Origin of the sequence: Nocardioides sp. L-11A, assembly GCA_029961745.1 — a bacterium.
GTDB lineage: Bacteria > Actinomycetota > Actinomycetes > Propionibacteriales > Nocardioidaceae > Nocardioides.
Genome location: CP124680.1, coordinates 4,325,940 through 4,343,694 on the forward strand (window position 1 = coordinate 4,325,940; position 17,755 = coordinate 4,343,694).

The window sequence follows — 17,755 nt, forward strand, 5'->3', positions numbered from 1 at the left end:
GACACCTCGAGGCTTGTAACTAAGGGTTACAGCACGAATTCGGGTGCAACAGCGCCCGGGTAGTAGCAACAGCACCCGGGTAGTCGCGCGTCGTGAGCTCTGGGTGCTCCTCCACCGCTCATGAGCGCTGTACCGCTGGCCGCGCTCATCTACCTCGGTGTTGTGACATCTACCCGGGCGCTGTTGCACCTCTTTTCGTGCTGTAACCCTTAGTTACAAGTGCTCGCGCGCTCTCACCCCACATCGCGGCGCAGCGTGGTCAGTCGACCGATCACGGCGAACACCGCGACGTACCCGACGAGGACCAGGACGGCCGCCCAGCGCGGCAGCAGGTCGACGGTGCCGGCGCTGCCGAGGAAGGAGGCGCCGATGAGCGAGTCGGCCGCGCCGCCGGGCAGGTACGACGCCACACCGGCCAGCGCGTCGACCTGGCTGAGCACGACCCGGGCGATGGGCTCGACGAACTGGGTGAAGGCCAGGATGACGACGATGGCGGCGACCTGGTTGGACAGGATGCTCCCGAAGGCGACGCCGATGACCGCCCACAGCGCGACGACCACCACCCCGAGCGCCAGGCCGGCGAGCACGTCGCCGTCGCCGAGGTAGGCGCCGTCGCCGCGGATGGCCAGCAGCGGCGCACCGCCGGCGACCGTCGCGGCCACGCCGACGGCGCCCGCGACCAGCCCGATCGGGACCACGGACAGCAGCTTGGCCAGCAGGAACCGGGTGCGGTCCGGCTCCACGAGCAGGCTCTGGGTGATGGTCTTGTGCCGGAACTCCGTGGTCATCGCGAGGCTGCCGATCACCAGCGGGAAGACGTACCCGACCCCGTTCACCAGCGAGTACGTCGCCCGGGCGGCGTCCTCCCCGACCAACGGGGCCTCCGAGCCCTCCGGCACGAAGACGAAGGTCGCCGAGACCGCCGCCGACACGAAGCCGAGGTAGGCGACCATGACGAGGAGCAGCAGCCACCACATCCGGGTGCTGACCAGCTTGCGGTACTCCGCGAGCAGCGCGGCCCTCATCGGGCCTCCTCCGGGTCGGTGCCGACAGGTCGGGTGAGCTCGAAGAAGAGCGCCTCCAGGTCGACGTCGCGCCGGACCAGCTCGTGCACCTCGATCCCGGCGGCGTGCGCCGCCGCCCCGACCTCGGCCGCGGTCGCGCCGTCGATGACCAGCCCCTCGCCGTCCCGGCTCGCGGCCCAGCCACGATCCGTCGCGAGCGCGGTCACCGCGTCGGGACGCGGCGCGACGACGTACGCCGCCGGCGTGGCCCGGGTGCGCAGCTCGGCCAGCGACGACGCGTGCCGCAGTCGGCCCTCGGCGATGATGACGACCTCGTCGACACTGGCCTCGACCTCGCGGAGCAGGTGGCTGGAGACCAGGACGGTCCGCCCCTCGTCGGCGAACTGCCGCAGTAGCCGCCGGATCCAGACGATGCCCTCGGGGTCGAGCCCGTTGGTGGGCTCGTCGAGCACGATCACCGGCGGGTCGGCGAGCAGCGCGGTCGCCAGGCCGAGGCGCTGGCGCATGCCGAGCGAGTAGCGGCCCACCCGCTGCTGGGCCGCGTGCCCCAGTCCGACCGCCTCCAGCACCTGCGCGCACCGCGCCCGGGACACGCCGACCTGCGGTGCGAACACCTCGAGGTGAGCCAGGCCGGTCCGCCCGGGGTGGAAGCTCGACGCCTCCAGCGCGGCGCCCACGACCCGCCCGGGCTGCGGGTGGGCGGCGTACTCACGCTCCCCCACCAGCGCGCGTCCCGCGCTCGGCCGGGTCAGTCCCAGCAGCATCCGCAGTGTCGTCGTCTTCCCGGCCCCGTTGGGCCCGAGGAAGCCGGTGACGGCACCGGGCCGGACGGTGAACGTCAGGTCGTCGACCGCACGGACCCCACCGAACTGCTTGGTGAGCCCGTCGATCGCCAGGGAGGGGGCTGTCATGTCTCTCAGCCTTTCAGAGCCGATGTCGGAGAGGAGGGCGGGCAGGGCACGCTGGTCAGTCGGCGGTCGACCAGGCCTGCTTGAGGGTCACCCGGCCCTGCGTCTGCAGCAGCGCGCGGCGGTAGATCCGCTCGGCGAGGACCACGGTCGCCGCCATCGCGGCGATCAGCACCGCGATCGCGGCGATCGGCTCCCCCACGGCGGCGTCGCCGTCGAGCACCCGGATCGGCATCAGCACGATCGAGAAGGGCGGCACGTACGACGCGATGGTCTGGACCGTCCCCTCGAAGAGGAAGGCCCCGAAGAACACGCCCATCATCACGAAGGTGAGCGGGGCCGCGGTCGTCTGCAGGTCCTCGGCACGGCTGGCGAGCGCCCCGGCCACCGCCCACCAGCAGGCGATGAAGAGGAAGCCGATGAGGAAGAAGGCGGCGAACCACCCGATGCCCGCGGAGATGCCGGACAGGAACGAGGAGTACTCCGTGAAGGAGATGCCGACCAGGCCGACGGCGACGATGAGCGCGGTCTGTCCCAGCGCCAGCAGGGTGTTGCCCGCGATCTTGCCGATCAGCAGCTGCCGGACCGGGATCTTGGTCGTGATGATCTCGACGATCCGGTTCGCCTTCTCCTCCACGACGCTGCCCGACAGCGTGTAGCCGAAGCCGAGCGCGGCGAAGTAGAACAGGAAGGCCAGCAGGAACCCCATCGCCTGCGCGAAGTCCTGGCGCTCGGCGTCCCCTTCGAGCAGGACGGTGCCGACCGCGCCGCCCTCCCGGAGCTCGGCCACCGAGGTGCCCGCACGCTCGGCGTTCGCCGTCAGCGCGGCGTCGCGGATGACGCTCTCCGCGGCGGCGGCCAGGTCGCCCGACACGTCCTTGCGGCCGACCAGGGTCCAGCCGTCATCAGCGGGGCGCAGCAGTACGTCGGCGTCCTCGTCCTCCAGGGCGGCGACGCCGTCGGCGTCGGAGGCGACCTCCACCAGCTCGACCTCCAGGCCGTCGTCGACCTCGGGGACCTCGCGCTCGAGCAGCTGCGCGACGCCGGCGTCCGCGGCGGTCGCGGCGACCGTGACGCGCTCGGTGCGGTCCTCGGACCAGATCGTCCAGCCGATGAAGCCGACGAGGAGCAGCAGGGTGATCAGGGTGCCGATGAGGAAGGACTTGTCGGTGAGCCGGGTGACCACCTCCCGCCGAGCGACGAGCAGCCACGGCCGCTCGGCCGGACGCGTCTCGGTCGGGTCGTTCGCCTCGGGGCGGCTCATGCCGTGACCTCCCGGTAGATCTCGGACAGGGGGGTGCGGACGGGGGCGAGCTCGCGGATCTCACCCCGGTCGAGGCCGGCGGTCAGGATCGCGCGGCGTACGGCGTCCGCGGCGCGCTCGTCGTGGTCGGCCAGCTCGATCAGGGCCTCGGCGCCGTCGACGTCGAGGACGTGGACGCCGGCGATGTCGCGGACCCAGCCGGCGTCGCGGTCGGTGACCACCCGGAGCCGTTCGGGTCCGCGGGCGCGCAGCTCCTCGACGCCGCCCTGGGCGACGACCTCGCCGGCCCGGAGGACGACGAGCCGGTCGCAGAGTCGCTCGACGAGGTCGAGCTGGTGACTGGAGAAGAGCACCGGCACGCCGCGGCCGGTCTCCTCGCGCAGCAGGTCGACCATCGAGTCGACCGCGGTCGGGTCGAGACCGGAGAAGGGCTCGTCGAGGATCAGCGCCTGCGGCTGGTTGAGCAGCGCGGCGATGATCTGGACCCGCTGCTGGTTGCCGAGGCTGAGCTTCTCGACGCGGTCGCCACTGCGCTCGGCGAGCCCGAACCGCTCGAGGCTCTCCGTCGCCGACGCCCGCGCCCGCGCGGCCGGCAGGCCCGAGAGCTCTCCGAGGTAGACGAGCTGGTCGAGGATCCGCTGCTTGGGGTAGAGCCCCCGCTCCTCGGGCATGTACCCGAAACGACGGCGGTCGGCCGCCGCGATCGGGCGCCCCTGCCAGAGCACCTCGCCCGCGGAGATCCCGAGCAGTCCCATGATCATGCGCATCGTCGTGGTCTTGCCGGCGCCATTGCCTCCGACGAAGCCGGTCAGCATCCCGGCCGGCACCTCGAACGACACGTCGTCGACCACGCTCCGCTCGCCGAACCGGCGGGTCAGCCCCCTCGTCTCGATCATGACGTCCACGCTAGGGACGCCGGCGCCCGCTGTGATCCGCCGCGAGGAGGGGATCGGCCTCCGCCGTACGACGGAGGCGGCGGCTCAGCCCGGCTCAGCCCGCCAGGCCGACCCGGTGGGCGAACACCACGGCCTGGACCCGGTCGCGCAGGTGGAGCTTGGCCAGGCAGCCCGACACGTGGGTCTTGACCGTCGCCTCGCCCAGGACCAGTCGCTCGGCGATCTCGGCGTTCGACAGACCCTCCCCCAGCAGCCGCAGCACCTCGCTCTCGCGCTCGGTGAGGCGGGCGAGGAGCTTCGCCTCCTCGGGGGCCGGACCGGCGGCCGGCGGCTGCGCCGCGGCCATCTCGGTGATCACCCGGCGGGTGACCTCCGGGGAGAGCAGCGCGTGTCCGCGGCCGACCGCACGCACCGCCTCGACGAGCTGCTCCGCCTCGGCGTTCTTGAGCAGGAAGCCGCTGACTCCGGCTCGAAGGGCGTCGAAGAGGTAGTCGTCGCGGTCGAAGGTGGTGAGGATGACGACGCGGCCCAGGTCCTCGGCGACCAGGTCGGCGGTCGCGGCGATGCCGTCGACGCGTGGCATCTGCACATCCATGAGGACCACATCCGGGCGCAGCCGCCGGGCCAGCTCGACGGCCTCGGCTCCGTCCGCCGCCTCGCCGACGACCTCGATGTCGGGCTCGGCGGACAGGATCATCCGGAAGCCGGAGCGGACCAGGGCCTGGTCGTCGGCGAGGAGGACCCGCAGCCGGGTCCCGGGGGCGCCGGACTCACTCATCCGCGCCTCCCAGCGGCAGTCGGGCCCGCACCCGGTAGCCGCGGGTCGCCCGCGGACCGATCTCGACCTCGCCCCGGTGCGAGGCGACCCGCTCGCGGATGCCCAGATGGCCCATCCCCGAGCTCGACGTCCCCGGCCGCGGCCGGCCGTCGTCGAGCACCTCGACCTCCGCGAACGGCCGGTCGCCGGTCTCGGTGACCCGCAGCCGGACCGAGGCGGTGGACGCCGTCGAGTGCCGCACGACGTTGGCCAGTGCCTCCTGTGCCGTCCGGTAGAGCGTGAGACCGACCGTCTCCGGCAGCCGGTCCACAGCTCCGGAGCGGTCCTCGACCACGGCGTACGACGTGCGCAGCCCGTCGTACGCGCGGCTGGCGACGAGCTCCTCGAGGTCGGCGACGCCGGGGGTGCTGGCGCGCGAACGGCCTGCGCCCGGGTCGTCGGAGGAACGGGTCTCGATGTCGCGCAGCGTGCCGAGCAGCGATCGCATCTGGGAGACGGCCTCGCGCGAGCTGGACTCGATCGCGCCGAGCGCGCCGGCCGCCGTCTCCGGGTCGCGATGGAGCACCCGACGGGCGCCGGCGGCCTGGACGCCGATGACCGACACGTGGTGGCCGACCACGTCGTGCAGCTCGCGGGCGATCCGCAGCCGCTCGTCGACCACGGCCCGCTGTTGGAGGGTCGCGGTCTGCCGGGCGATCGTGCGCGCCTGCTCGGCGAGCGCCTCGCGCTGCCGGGCTCCGCGCCAAGCGACCTGGCCGCCGATGATGGCGCCGACGAAGTAGACCACGTTCACGATGAAGGTGAGCAGGATGATCGCGGGGACGGGCGGCAGGAAGCCGAAGCGCTCGTCCTCGCCCGTGCTGTCCAGCCAGCTCTGCGCGCTCTGGCCCACGGCGAACTGCCAGGCCACCCAGCAGAGCATGAAGACCAGGATGGTGCTGGTGACCAGCAGCGCCGAGCGGCGGCTGCGGCCCCACGCCATGGCCGAGAACAGGCCCATGAAGTAGCAGATCTGCAGCGCCACCTGGCCCATCACCTGGGGCATCGCGACCCCGGTGACGAACATGTGCGTCGAGAGGTAGACCGCGACCGCGAGCGGGTAGCGCCGCCGCAGCACGAGAGCCAGCGCGGCCGCGGACATGACGAGGTAGATCACCCACCACGGCGCGTCGACGTTGTCGAAGGCGCCGGCGCTGCGCGCCAGCTCGAGCGTGACGATGCCGGCCACCTCGAACGCCGCGCCGGTGACGACGTCGCGCGTGGTGATCGCGGGATTCCCCCGGTCCCACTCGTCGTCCACCGCGAAGTACGCGCCGAGGCGGGCACGCAGAGCGGGACCGGCGGCAGGCACGCAGCGACTCTAGCCCGGAGTGCGGCGCCGGGCCGCTACAGCGCCAGCCGCTCCCGTACGACGTCCGCGAGCCGCTGCGCGACGCCCTCGGCCTGCGCCGCCGTGGGTGCCTCGACCATCACCCGGACGAGGGGTTCGGTGCCGGAGGGGCGCAGCAGCACCCGTCCGGTGGAGCCGAGCTCGGCCTCGGCGCCCGCGACCGCCTCGCGGAGCGCGGGGTCGTCGGTGCGGGTGCGGTCGACGCCTCCGACGTTGACCAGGACCTGCGGGAGCCGGGTCATCACGCCGGCGAGGTCACGCAGCGAGCGGTCGGTGGTCGCCATCCGGCGGGCCACGTGCAGGGCGGTGAGGATGCCGTCGCCGGTGGTGGCGTGCTCGCGCATGATGACGTGGCCGGACTGCTCGCCTCCGAGGCTGAACCCGCCGCGGCGCATCTCGTCGAGGACGTAGCGGTCGCCGACGGCGGTCTGCACGACCTTCACCCCGGCCTGGTCCATGGCCTGCAGCAGGCCGAGATTGCTCATCACCGTCGCGACCAGCGTGTCGCCCACCAGGCCGCCGGCCTCGCGAAGGGCGAGGGTGAGGATCGCCATGATCTGGTCGCCGTCGACGACCTCGCCGGTGTGGTCGACGGCCAGGCAGCGGTCGGCGTCGCCGTCGACGGCGAACCCGGCGTCCGCGCCGTGCTGGACCACCGCCGCACGCAGCGGGTCGAGATGGGTGGAGCCGCAGCCCTCGTTGATGTTGAGACCGTCGGGCGAGGCGCCGATGGTGATCACCTCGGCGCCGGCGACGGTCAGGGCCCGCGGACCCACCTCACTGGCGGCGCCGTGGGCGCAGTCGAGGACGAGCTTGAGCCCGGCCAGGGGCTTGCCTGCGGGCGCGTCGAGGGTGCGGACCAGGTGGTCGACGTACTCCTTGACCGTGGGGCCGTAGGGCGTCACCCGGCCGACAGCGGCGCCTGTCGGCCGGTCCCAGTCCTGACCGAGCAGTGCCTCGATCTCGCGTTCGAGGGAGTCGTCGAGCTTCACCCCGCCCCGGGCGAGGAACTTGATGCCGTTGTCGGGCATCGGATTGTGCGAGGCGCTGATGACGACGCCCACGTCGGCCCCCAGCGCGTCGGTGAAGTAGGCGACGCCGGGGGTCGGCAGCACCCGCAGGCGCAGCACGTCGACCCCGGCGGAGGCGAGGCCGGCGACCACCGCGTGCTCGAGGAACTGCCCGGAGATCCGGGTGTCGCGACCGACCACGGCGAGCGGACGGGGTCGGCTGTAGCCGCCGTGCTCGACGAGCACCCGGGCCGCGGCGCTGCCGAGGTCCACGGCCAGCTCGGCGGTCAGCTTGTCGTTGGCCAGTCCACGGACCCCGTCGGTCCCGAAGATGCGCGGCACGTGCTCCCCCTGAGCTCTGCGGTGCGGGTGGGAAATGGCGACAGGGCCACGGACCGCGGCTGCGGTGCGTGGCCCTGTCGTGGTGATCCCGGTGGGATCAGCGCTTGCTGTACTGCGGGGCCTTACGGGCCTTCTTGAGACCGGCCTTCTTACGCTCGGTCGCCCGAGCGTCGCGGGTCAGCAGACCGGCCTTCTTCAGGGTCGGGCGGTAGGCGTCGACGTCGACCCCGTTGAGCGAGCGGGCCACGCCCAGGCGCAGCGCACCGGCCTGGCCGGTGATGCCGCCGCCGTGGATGCGGGCGATCACGTCGAAGCGGCCCTCGAGGCCGAGAGCCGCGAACGGCTCGTTGACGACCTGCTGGTGCAGCTTGTTGGGGAAGTAGTCGTCGATGGTCCGGCCGTTGATGGTCCAGTTGCCGGTGCCGGGGACGATCCGCACGCGGGCCACCGCCTCCTTGCGGCGGCCGGTGGCCGCGCCGGGGGCGATGGTGACGGGGCGGTTGTCGACGGCGGCCGACGGGGAGGTCTCGCTGGTGTAGGCGACACCCTGCTCGTCGGTCTCGAAGGTCTCCTCGACCTCACCAGGGTTGGTGGAGATGTTCTCAGTCACGATGAAAAGTCCTCAGTCCGTTCAGATCAGTCGAGAAGTCACTGGGAGATCTGGGAGATCTCGTAGGGCACGGCCTGCTGGGCCTGGTGGGGGTGAGCCGGGCCGCTGTAGACCTTCAGCTTCTTGATCATCTGCCGGCCGAGGCGGTTCTTCGGCAGCATGCCCCACACGGCCTTCTCGACAGCCTTGCGGGCGTCCTTGTCGATGACGTCGCCGATGGGGGTCGCGGTCAGACCGCCCGGGAAGCCGGAGTGGCGGTAGACCATCTTGTCGGCACGCTTGTTGCCGGAGAGGGCGACCTTGTCGGCGTTGACGATGATGACGTAGTCACCGGTGTCGGCGTTGGGCGCGAAGATCGCCTTGTGCTTGCCGCGCAGCAGGTTGGCGGCGGTGACAGCCAGCCGACCGAGGACGACGTCGGTCGCGTCGATCACGAGCCAGGCGCGCTCGATGTCGCCGGGCTTCGGAGCGTAGGTGCGCATGATGCGTACCCTTCCTTGCTAGTTCGTTGCCCGTACGGCGGTCGCCGCCCGGGTTGCCGTCGCGGGCCGGTGACCCGGCTGCTCGGGCGACGTACTCCTGACGAACTCAGCCCGGCCCACGCACGCTCGTCTCTCGACGATCCATGGGCGATCCGGGTCTGCCTCGGGCCCCGACCGGGGTCGTGACGCGAGGCGGCAGAAGACGCGACCTGCAACACTACGGGCGCGCCGTACCACGGTCAAAATGCGGAGGAGCAGGCCCATGGACTCAGGACTCGTCTCGTTCGGCCTGCCCGCGGCGCTGGCGATCATCATGTTCGGCCTCGGCCTGGCGCTGACGACCGACGACTTCCGGCGGATCGGCCGCACGCCGCTGCCGGTGGCCGTCGCCCTGGCCGCCCAGCTCGTCATCCTGCCCCTCCTCTGCCTCGGGCTGGTCCTCGCGCTCGACCTCGACCCGATCCTCGCCGTCGGGATGATGCTGCTCGCGGCCTCGCCGGGAGGGACGACCGCCAACCTGTTCAGCCACCTGTTCCGAGGGGACGTCGCCCTCAACATCACGCTGACCGCGGTGAACTCGCTGATCGCGGTCGTGAGCCTGCCCCTGGTCGTCAACCTCGCCGTCGGCTGGTTCGACCCGCCGGGCGCCGAGGACATCGGACTGCAGCTCGCCAAGACCGCCCAGGTCTTCGCGATCGTCCTGGTGCCCGTGGCGCTGGGCATGCTGGTGCGCCGCTCCTCGCCCGGCTTCGCGGCCCGTGCCGACCGGCCGGTGCGGATCGCGTCCGCCGTCGTCCTCGCCCTGGTGATCGTGGGGGCACTGATCGGCGAGCGCGAGGACCTGGCCGACTACATCGCCGACGTCGGCATCGCCACGACGCTGTTCTGCGCGCTCAGTCTGAGTGTCGGCTACCTGCTTCCCCGGCTGTGCGGGGTCGAGGAGCGGCAGGCGCTCGCCTCGGCGTTCGAGGTCGGGATCCACAACAGCACCCTGGCCATCGCGATCGCGATCAGCGTGCTCGACAACGACACCCTGGCGGTGCCCGCGGCGGTCTACGGCGTGCTGATGTTCCCGCTCGCACTGCTCGCCGGGTGGCTGCTCACGCGGCGCCGGCCACCGGCCCGGGGTCACGGTTCGGGACACCGACTACCGACTCTGTGACGTGGCCGACTAGGTTGGCTGCGTGACTGACTCTCTCACCGTACGCGACAACCGCACCGGCGCGGAGTACGAGATCCCGATCACCGACGGCACCATCAAGGCCGCGGACCTCGGGCAGATCAAGCTCAACGACGACGAGCCGGGCCTGGCCACCTACGACCCGGGGTTCGTCAACACCGCCTCGTGCCGTAGTGCCATCACCTACATCGACGGCGACAAGGGCATCCTCGAGTATCGCGGCTACCCCATCGAGCAGCTCGCTGAGAAGTCGAACTTCCTCGAGGTCGCCTACCTCCTCATCCACGGCGAGCTGCCCACCAAGGAGCAGTACGAGCAGTGGGTGCACGACATCACGTTCCACACCTTCGTGCACGAGAACGTCAAGGGCTTCATGCAGGGCTTCCGGTACGACGCGCACCCGATGGGGATGCTGATGGCGTCGGTGGGGGCCCTGTCGACGTTCTACCCCGAGTCGAGCCGCATCGACGACCCGGAGAACCGCCACATCCAGATCGTCCGGATGATCGCCAAGATGCCGACCCTCGGCGCCTGGGCCTTCCGGCACGCGCAGGGCAAGCCCTACGTCTACCCCGACAACGAGCTGTCGTACGCCGAGAACTTCCTCTCGATGCTCTTCAAGATGAGCGAGTCGAAGTACGCCGCCGACCCGCGCATCGCCAAGGCACTCGACGTGCTGTTCATCCTGCACGCCGACCACGAGCAGAACTGCTCGACCAACGCGGTCCGCTCGGTGGGCTCCTCGCAGGTCGACCCGTACTCCGCCGTCGCCGCCGGCATCGGCGCGCTCTTCGGCCCGCTCCACGGCGGCGCCAACGAGGCGGTGCTGCGGATGCTGCGCCGGATCGGCACCAAGGAGAACATCCCCGCCTTCATCGAGGGCGTCAAGAACGGCGACGAGCGGCTGATGGGCTTCGGCCACCGGGTCTACAAGAACTACGACCCGCGCGCCAAGATCATCAAGAAGGCCACCGACGACGTCTTCGAGGTCACCGGGGTCAACCCGCTCCTCGAGGTCGCGATGGAGCTGGAGAAGATCGCGCTCGAGGACGAGTACTTCGTCAAGCGCAAGCTCTACCCCAACGTCGACTTCTACTCCGGCCTGATCTACGAGGCGCTGGAGTTCCCGCCCGAGATGTTCACGGTCCTGTTCGCGATCGGCCGCACCCCCGGCTGGCTCGCGCAGTGGCTGGAGCTGACCGGCGACAAGGAGCAGAAGATCGCCCGCCCGAAGCAGATCTACACCGGCGATCGCGGCCTGACCTTCGTGCCCGCCGAGGAGCGCTGGGCCTGAGCGTGCCCCCCTCCGCACCACCCTTCCCGACCCCTGCCACCGGTGTGGCAGGGGTCGTCTGGGATCTGGGCAACGTGCTCATCGACTGGCAGCCGCTCGCCGCGGTGGCCGCGGGCGTCGGCGAGGACGAGGCCCGTCGGTTCCTCGCCGGGTTCGACTTCGGTGCCTGGAACCACGCGTGCGACGCCGGCCGCCCCTGGGCCGAGGCGTTGGCCGAGCTCGACCGTCTCCATCCCGAGTGGTCACCGCACGGCCACGCCTACCATCGGCACTTCGCCGCCGCGCTGAGCGAGCTGCCCGCGTCCGTCGCGGTCGTGCGGGACCTGCATGCCGCCGGCGTCCCCCAGTGCGGCCTGACCAACTGGTCCCACGAGCTCTACCAGGCCCACGCGGCAGGACGGTTCGACCTCCTCGACCTGCTCGACCACGTCGTCGTGTCCGGCATGGAGCGGATCGCGAAGCCCGACCCCCGCATCTTCCTCCTCGCTGCCGAGCGGTCCGGGCTGGCGCCGGAGCGGCTGGTGTTCGTCGACGACAAGGCGGCCAACGTCGAGGCGGCGCGGGCCCTCGGGTTGGCCGGCATCGTGTTCACCGATGCCGTGACGCTGCGCACCGAGCTGACGGCGCTCTCGTTGCTCCCGGGCTGAGGCCGACGCTCAGGCGAGCAGTGCGTCGATGTCGACGGGCACCTCGACGTCGCCGTAGGCGAGCACCACCTGGCCGCTGGCGAAGCGGCCGGTCTCGCGGTAGAAGCCGTCGACGAGCCGCATCGTGGTGACCTCGTGGTCGCGCGGGTCGACGATCCAGTACGACGGCGCGCCCCACGCGGCGTAGCGCTGCACCTTGGCGATGTAGTCGTTGGCCCGGTTGGACGAGACGATCTCGACGACCAGGTGCGGGACGCCGGACAGCGCCCGTTGCTCCTCGGTCACGTCGTGGACCATCAGGTCCGGACCGAGCTCCTCGCGCACCCCGGTCGGGATCCAGCCCCAGCCGCCGGTCACCTGGGTGCCCGGAGCAAGGTGGTCGTTCAGAAGCACCTGCAGGCGGAACTGGATCTGTTGATGACGTTGTGAGGGTTGTGCGGCCACGACGAGAGCGCCTCCGAAGTACTCGCTCGGGACCACGTCCGCGGCGAGGTACTCCTCCCACGTCATCGGGAAGCGCTGCATCTCGTCACCTCGACGGATCGGTCCGATCGCCACGGTCATCGCTGCTCCTTCCGATTTCGGCGTCTCCCGAGATCGTCGCCGACCCGACCAGTCAACGCAACCGGGCCGGTGGCTGCAACCGCGGGCCTCAGCCCTGTGGAAAGGCCGGCAGCGCGGCGTCGCACAGCCACGGCCGCAGCAGCTCCGCGACATCCGTGCCGGTGCGCTGCGAGGCGATGCCGAGGAAGTCCTCGGTGGTGACCGACTCCCCCGCATGTGTGGCGACCCAGCCGCGCAGCACGTCGAAGAAGGCGTCGTCGCCGACGGCGAGGCGCAGGGCGTGCAGCGCGAGGGCGCCGCGCTTGTAGACCCGGTCGTCGAACATCAGCTCCGCGCCCGGGTCGGCGAGGACCAGGTCCTGGTCCAGCCCGGCGAGGCGCTCGTGGTGGTGGCGGGCCCACCCGTCGCAGGTGCGCGGGCCGCCGCTCTCCTCGGACCACAGCCACTCGGCGTAGCACGCGAATCCCTCGTGCAGCCAGATGTCCTGCCAGTGGCGCAGGGTGACGGCGTTGCCGTACCACTGGTGGGCGAGCTCATGGGCGATCAGCCGCACCTGCGACCAGTCGGACGAGCAGAAGTTGCGGCCGAAGGTCGACAGGCTCTGGCTCTCGAGGGGGATCTCGAGGTCGTCGTCGGTGACCACGGCGGCGTAGGCGTCGAAGGGGTAGGCACCGAAGATCCGCTCGAAGAACTCCAGCATCGCCGGCTGCTGGTCGAAGGAGCCGGCGAGGTCGGCGTCGGGCGGCGCGAAGGTGCGGGTGCGCGGGTCGTGCTCGGTGGTGACGTAGCGTCCGATCTGGACGGTGGCGAGATAGGTCGCCATCGGCCGGTCCATGGCGTAGGTCCAGCTCTCCGCGCCGGCGCGGCGCCGGTGGGCGGCGAGGGCACCGTTGGCGACCACGACGTAGCCGGCGGGCGCGGCCACCGTGATGCGGTAGGTCGCCTTGTCGTCGGGGCGGTCGTTGCACGGGAACCAGGTGGGCGCGCCGTGCGGCTGAGCCGCGACGATGACGCCGTCCTCGAGCTCCTCCCAGCCGGCGTCGCCGTGGTGACGGTCGACGACCGGCCGCGGGGAGCCACCGTAGACCACCGTCAGCCGCAGCTCGGAGCCGGCGGCGACCGGGCGGTCGAGCTGCAGGACCAGCCGGTGGCCGCGCGCCGACCACTTCTTGACCCGCGGCGCCGGCCGGGGGCCGCCATCGTCGGGGTCACCTCCGTCGAGGCGCAGCTTGGTGGCCCGCAGGTGGGCGAGGTCGAGGACCAGCCGCGCGGTCTCCGCGCGGACCACCAGCTCCAGGTGCGCGGTGCCGCTCAGCCGGTTGCCGTCGGGGACGTAGGCGAGGTCGAGGTCGTAGTGCCGCACGGCGTACGACGGGTCGCCGTGGCCGGGCAGGTACGGGTCGGCGGTGGGCAGCTGGGGCACGGGCCGGATCCTCAGTCGGCCCACGGACCGATGGGATTGCCGATCCAGCGCGTCTTGTCCGGCACGGACTCCCCCCTCATCACCAACGACACCGGGCCGACCGTAGCGTGCCGGCCCAACGACGCAGCGGGCAGCACCACCGAGTTGGGGCCCACCGTGGCGCCGCGATGCAGCCGGACCGTGTCGGTGGCGAGCAGCCGGTCGTGGAAGAGATGGGTCTGCACGACACTGCCCTGGTTGACGACCGAGCCGTCGCCGAGCTCGACCAGGTCCGGCTCGGGCAGCCAGTACGACTCGCACCACACTCCGCGGCCGACCCGCGCACCCATCGCGCGGAACCACACGGCGATGAGCGGCGATCCGGTCGCCAGCCCCGCGAACCAGGGAGTCGCGACCACCTCGACGAAGGTGTCGGCGAGCTCGTTGCGCCACACGAACGAGCTCCACAGGGGATGGGAGCCCGCGCGGACCCGGCCGACGAGGAGCCACTTGGCGAGCACGGCGACCAGCCCGGCGAGCAGTCCCGCACCCCACAGCAGCACCGGTACGGCGAGCAGGCCGGCCAGCGCGCCGTACCGGACCCACACGGCGAGAGTGCCGAGGACGACGATCAGGTGCAGGCACACGGCCAGGGTGACCGGCAGCAGCCGGGCGACCTCCCAGCAGGCCCGGGCCGCCTTGAGCCGGGTCGGCGGGGCGTAGGTGCGCTCGTCGGCGGAGCCCTGGGCGGCACGGCGCAGCGGCGCGGGCGGGCTGCCGAGCCAGGACTCGCCGGCCTTCACCGTGCCGCGGGCCGGAGCCGCCGAGAGGACCGCGACCAGCGAGCGCTTGGGCACCTTGCGGCCGGGCGCCGCCATCGCGGAGTTGCCGACGAAGGCCCGCTTGCCGACCTTGACCCGCTCGGCGCGCAGCCAGCCGCCGCCGAGCTCGTAGCCGCCGATCAGGGTGTCGTCCGCGAGGAACGCCTGGTCGCTGACACTCACCAGCGACGGGATCATCAGTGCCGTCGAGGCCTCGACGTCCTTGCCGATCCGCGCGCCGAGCAGACGCAGCCACCCGGGCGTGAGCTGCGAGCTGTAGAGCGGGAACAGCCAGGTCCGGGCCTCGTCGAGCACCCGGATCGTCGACCACACGCACAGCGCCGGCCCGCTCTGCAGCGGGTGGGCGCCGGCCCGCACCCCGCGCGCGAGGAGCCGGACGGCGCCGAGGATCAGCGCGGCCAGCACGACGAAGCCGGCCACCACGCCCGGCACCAGCCAGGGTGCGAGCGCCGCGACCAGATCGCCGACGCCGGTGGTGGCGTCGACGTCGGCCAGCAGCAGCACGGGGATCGCCACGCCCAGTACCGCGAGCGCGGGCAGGCAGGAGAGGAGACCGGCCACGGCGGCGTACCCCACCGCCCAACGCCGCAGCGACCGGCGCGACGCGGGCGGACGCTCGGCCCACGGGCCCCGCGCCGCGGAGCTCATCCGCACCGCGGGCGCCCCCGACCAGAACTCTCCCACCGGGACCTCGCCGAAGACGGCCGACCCCGGCGCGACCTCGGCGTCGTCGCCGACGACCGCGCCCGGGCACAGCATCGACCGGGTGCCGACCCGGGCGCGACGACCCACCCGGATCCCGCCGACGTGCAGCGTGTCACCGTCGATCCAGTAGCCGGTCAGGTCGACCTCGGGCTCGATCGACGCGCCTTTCCCGACGGTGAGATGACCGGTGACGGGCGGCAGCGAGTGCAGGTCGGCACCGCGGGCCACCTTGGCGCCGAGGAGCCGGGCGTACCAGGTGATGTACGGCGCCCCGGCCAGCCGGGTCGCGCCCAGCTCGTCGGCGATCCGCTCGGCCGTCCAGATCCGCAGGTGCACCTTGCCGCCGCGCGGGTAGGCGCCGGGCCGGACGCCCGCCAGGACGACCCGGGCCAGCTTCGCCGCCACGAGCATCCGGCCGGGCGGGCTGACGAAGAGGACGAGCAGCAGCGCCAGCACCCACCACGGCACGGCAGGCAGCCAGGCGACGTCGAGAAGGTCGTGCCCGAGCCGGGCGAGGGTCAGGATGGCCGCGATCCAGCGCGGCGCCGCCAGCGCCCGCAGCAGCGGGACGGCGAGCACCTGGCCGATCTGGGTCTTGCGCGGGATCGGCTTCACCTTGCGGCTCTGCTCGGTCAGGGCGCTCGGCTCCAGGGAGTCGAGGAAGCCCGTCAGGCCGCCGACCGTCGGGTGCTCGTAGAGGTCGGCGACCGTCAGCTCGGCGTGCTCGGCACGCAGGAGGGTGACCACCTGCGCGGCGGTGAGGCTGCCGCCGCCGAGGTCGAAGAAGTCCGCCCCCGGTCCGTCGGGCGCGGCCCCGATGACCCGCTGCCAGATCTCCGCGATCCGGGCGGCGGTGCCGTGCAGCCCCGCGTCGGCGGGGTCCGCGGCCGCCAGCGGCCACGGGAGCGCGTCGCGGTCGACCTTGCCGGAGGTCCGGGTCGGGATGTCCTCGACGACGGCCAGGCGCGGCACCAGCGCGGCGGGCATGGTGGCCCGCAGGTGGGCCGTGGCGGCGGCGCCGTCGTAGTCCGCCGTGGTGGCGACGTAGCCGACCAGCAGCTGGTTGCCGGTGCTGGTGCGGCGCACGGCTGCCGCCGCGGCGCTGACTCCCGGCAGCGCGAGCAGCGCGGAGTCGACCTCGCCGAGCTCGATCCGCCGGCCGCCGACCTTGACCTGGTCGTCGGCACGGCCGGCGAAGAGCAGGCCGGCGGGGTCGTTCACGACGATGTCGCCGCTGCGGTAGGCGCGCTCCCAGCCGAGTGTGGGCATGGGCGCGTACTTCTCGGCATCCTTCGCGGGGTCGAGGTAGCGAGCGAGTCCGACGCCCCCGATGATCAGCTCACCGCGCTCCCCCTCGTCCACCGGCTCCCCGGTGGTCGGGTCGACGACGACCAGGTCCCAGCCGGCCAGCGGCAGACCGATCCGCACCGGCCCGTCGGCCTCGACGAGGGCACCGCAGGCGACGACGGTGGCCTCGGTGGGACCGTAGGTGTTCCACACCTCGCGGCCCTCGCGGACCAGGCGCCCTGCGAGCTCCGGCGGCAGCGCCTCGCCGCCGAGGATGAGCAGCCGGACCCGCTCCAGGGCGTCGTCGGGCCACAGGCTCACCAGGGTCGGCACCGTGGAGACCACCGTGATGTCGTTGGCCGTGAGCCAGGGGCCGACGTCGACGCCGCTGCGTACGAGCGCGCGAGGCGCCGGGACCAGGCAGGCGCCGTACCGCCAGGCCAGCCACATCTCCTCGCAGCTCGCGTCGAAGGCGACGCTGAGGCCCGCCATCACCCGGTCGTCGGGGCCCAGCGGCACGTCCTGCAGGAACATCCCCGCCTCGGCGTCGACGAACGCCGCCGCGTTGCGGTGGGTGACCGCCACTCCCTTGGGCGTCCCAGTCGAGCCGGACGTGAAGATCACCCACGCGTCGTCGTCCGGGCCGGGGTCGCGCCGGTCCCGCGGCGCGGCGTCGCGGCGCGCCTCGATGACCAGGCCCGCGCCGACGATCGCGGCGACCCGCGCCTCCCCGAACACCAACCGGGCCCGCTCCTCGGGGTCGTCGGCGTCGACGGGCACATAGGCGGCGCCGGCGAACAGGATCCCCATGATCGCGACATACAGGTCGGTGGTGCCGGACGGCAGCCGTACCCCGACCCGGTCCCCCGCGCCGATCCCGAGCTCGGCGAGATCGGCGGCGACCGCGGCGGCCGCCTCGGCGAACTCGGCGTAGGTCACCGTGTCGTTGCCGCTGTCCAGCGCCATCGCGTCCGGGTGGTCGGCGGTGGTCCGGCGGAGCACCTCGACGAGCGTGCGCGGCGCCGGCGCCTCGGCGCCGCGGAGCAGGGGATTCACCTCTCGATCGTCGTCGGTCCGGGTGAACGCAAGGTGACCGGCCGATGCGTGGTCCGTTGTGCCGCTTTGTGAT

Annotated in this window: 15 protein-coding genes; 3 read left to right on the forward strand and 12 right to left on the reverse strand. The window is 72.4% G+C overall.

Going from position 1 to position 17,755, the window contains the following annotated elements:
* Nucleotides 1-233 precede the first annotated feature (233 nt).
* From QJ852_20795 to rplM, 9 genes are all read right to left on the reverse strand, one after another.
* A complete protein-coding gene (locus QJ852_20795) occupies nt 234-1,025 on the reverse strand; it encodes an ABC transporter permease (protein ID WGX95580.1) in 792 nt (263 codons plus the stop codon).
* The gene (locus QJ852_20800; protein WGX95581.1) at nt 1,022-1,936 is read right to left on the reverse strand and encodes an ATP-binding cassette domain-containing protein; all 915 of its coding nucleotides are present in this window, start codon (nt 1,934-1,936) and stop codon (nt 1,022-1,024) included. The genes QJ852_20795 and QJ852_20800 overlap by 4 nt, the downstream gene beginning before the upstream one ends.
* A 55-nt stretch (nt 1,937-1,991) precedes the next feature.
* Complete coding sequence (locus QJ852_20805; protein ID WGX95582.1) at nt 1,992-3,197, reverse strand: ABC transporter permease; 1,206 nt, start codon at nt 3,195-3,197, stop codon at nt 1,992-1,994.
* Nucleotides 3,194-4,093 (reverse strand): ATP-binding cassette domain-containing protein, encoded by a 900-nt coding sequence (locus QJ852_20810; protein ID WGX95583.1) that lies wholly within the window; start codon nt 4,091-4,093, stop codon nt 3,194-3,196. Before QJ852_20810 ends, QJ852_20805 begins: the two co-directional genes overlap by 4 nt.
* Before the next feature lie 94 nt (nt 4,094-4,187).
* The gene (locus tag QJ852_20815) at nt 4,188-4,841 is read right to left on the reverse strand and encodes a response regulator transcription factor (GenBank protein ID WGX99490.1); all 654 of its coding nucleotides are present in this window, start codon (nt 4,839-4,841) and stop codon (nt 4,188-4,190) included.
* Nucleotides 4,842-4,863: 22 nt separating this feature from the next.
* Nucleotides 4,864-6,222 (reverse strand): histidine kinase, encoded by a 1,359-nt coding sequence (locus QJ852_20820; protein ID WGX95584.1) that lies wholly within the window; start codon nt 6,220-6,222, stop codon nt 4,864-4,866.
* Nucleotides 6,223-6,257: 35 nt separating this feature from the next.
* Nucleotides 6,258-7,613, reverse strand: a complete 1,356-nt coding sequence (gene glmM / locus QJ852_20825; GenBank protein WGX95585.1) for a phosphoglucosamine mutase — start codon at nt 7,611-7,613, stop codon at nt 6,258-6,260.
* A gap of 97 nt (nt 7,614-7,710) precedes the next feature.
* On the reverse strand, nt 7,711-8,223 hold the full coding sequence (gene rpsI, locus QJ852_20830) for a 30S ribosomal protein S9 (protein ID WGX95586.1): 513 nt from the start codon (nt 8,221-8,223) through the stop codon (nt 7,711-7,713).
* A gap of 38 nt (nt 8,224-8,261) precedes the next feature.
* Complete coding sequence (gene rplM, locus QJ852_20835; protein ID WGX95587.1) at nt 8,262-8,705, reverse strand: 50S ribosomal protein L13; 444 nt, start codon at nt 8,703-8,705, stop codon at nt 8,262-8,264.
* 262 nt (nt 8,706-8,967) lie between these two features.
* Between rplM and QJ852_20840 the strand changes: the two genes are divergently transcribed.
* From QJ852_20840 to QJ852_20850, 3 genes are read left to right on the forward strand one after another with little or no spacing between them, the layout of a single operon-like run.
* Nucleotides 8,968-9,867, forward strand: coding sequence for a bile acid:sodium symporter family protein (locus tag QJ852_20840; protein WGX95588.1), 900 nt, complete (start codon nt 8,968-8,970; stop codon nt 9,865-9,867).
* Between the two features lie 22 nt (nt 9,868-9,889).
* The gene (locus tag QJ852_20845) at nt 9,890-11,179 is read left to right on the forward strand and encodes a citrate synthase (protein ID WGX95589.1); all 1,290 of its coding nucleotides are present in this window, start codon (nt 9,890-9,892) and stop codon (nt 11,177-11,179) included.
* Between the two features lie 2 nt (nt 11,180-11,181).
* The gene (locus QJ852_20850; protein ID WGX95590.1) at nt 11,182-11,826 is read left to right on the forward strand and encodes an HAD family phosphatase; all 645 of its coding nucleotides are present in this window, start codon (nt 11,182-11,184) and stop codon (nt 11,824-11,826) included.
* 9 nt (nt 11,827-11,835) lie between these two features.
* Here QJ852_20850 and QJ852_20855 read toward each other — a convergent pair whose 3' ends face one another.
* The 3 genes from QJ852_20855 to QJ852_20865 form a co-directional block, all read right to left on the reverse strand.
* Nucleotides 11,836-12,390 (reverse strand): Uma2 family endonuclease, encoded by a 555-nt coding sequence (locus tag QJ852_20855; protein WGX95591.1) that lies wholly within the window; start codon nt 12,388-12,390, stop codon nt 11,836-11,838.
* Nucleotides 12,391-12,478: 88 nt separating this feature from the next.
* Nucleotides 12,479-13,813, reverse strand: a complete 1,335-nt coding sequence (locus QJ852_20860; protein WGX95592.1) for a M1 family metallopeptidase — start codon at nt 13,811-13,813, stop codon at nt 12,479-12,481.
* Between the two features lie 11 nt (nt 13,814-13,824).
* Nucleotides 13,825-17,682 (reverse strand): amino acid adenylation domain-containing protein, encoded by a 3,858-nt coding sequence (locus QJ852_20865; GenBank protein ID WGX95593.1) that lies wholly within the window; start codon nt 17,680-17,682, stop codon nt 13,825-13,827.
* Nucleotides 17,683-17,755: the final 73 nt, after the last annotated feature.

Excerpts from the sequence above, each read along its gene's own strand:
- QJ852_20840 (WGX95588.1), top strand. The coding sequence starts at position 8,968 with ATGGACTCAGGACTCGTCTCGTTCGGCCTGCCCGCGGCGCTGGCGATC.
- QJ852_20805 (WGX95582.1), bottom strand. The coding sequence starts at position 3,197 with ATGAGCCGCCCCGAGGCGAACGACCCGACCGAGACGCGTCCGGCCGAG.
- QJ852_20795 (WGX95580.1), bottom strand. The coding sequence starts at position 1,025 with ATGAGGGCCGCGCTGCTCGCGGAGTACCGCAAGCTGGTCAGCACCCGG.
- QJ852_20800 (WGX95581.1), bottom strand. The coding sequence starts at position 1,936 with ATGACAGCCCCCTCCCTGGCGATCGACGGGCTCACCAAGCAGTTCGGT.
- QJ852_20810 (WGX95583.1), bottom strand. The coding sequence starts at position 4,093 with ATGATCGAGACGAGGGGGCTGACCCGCCGGTTCGGCGAGCGGAGCGTG.
- rplM (WGX95587.1), bottom strand. The coding sequence starts at position 8,705 with ATGCGCACCTACGCTCCGAAGCCCGGCGACATCGAGCGCGCCTGGCTC.
- QJ852_20855 (WGX95591.1), bottom strand. The coding sequence starts at position 12,390 with ATGACCGTGGCGATCGGACCGATCCGTCGAGGTGACGAGATGCAGCGC.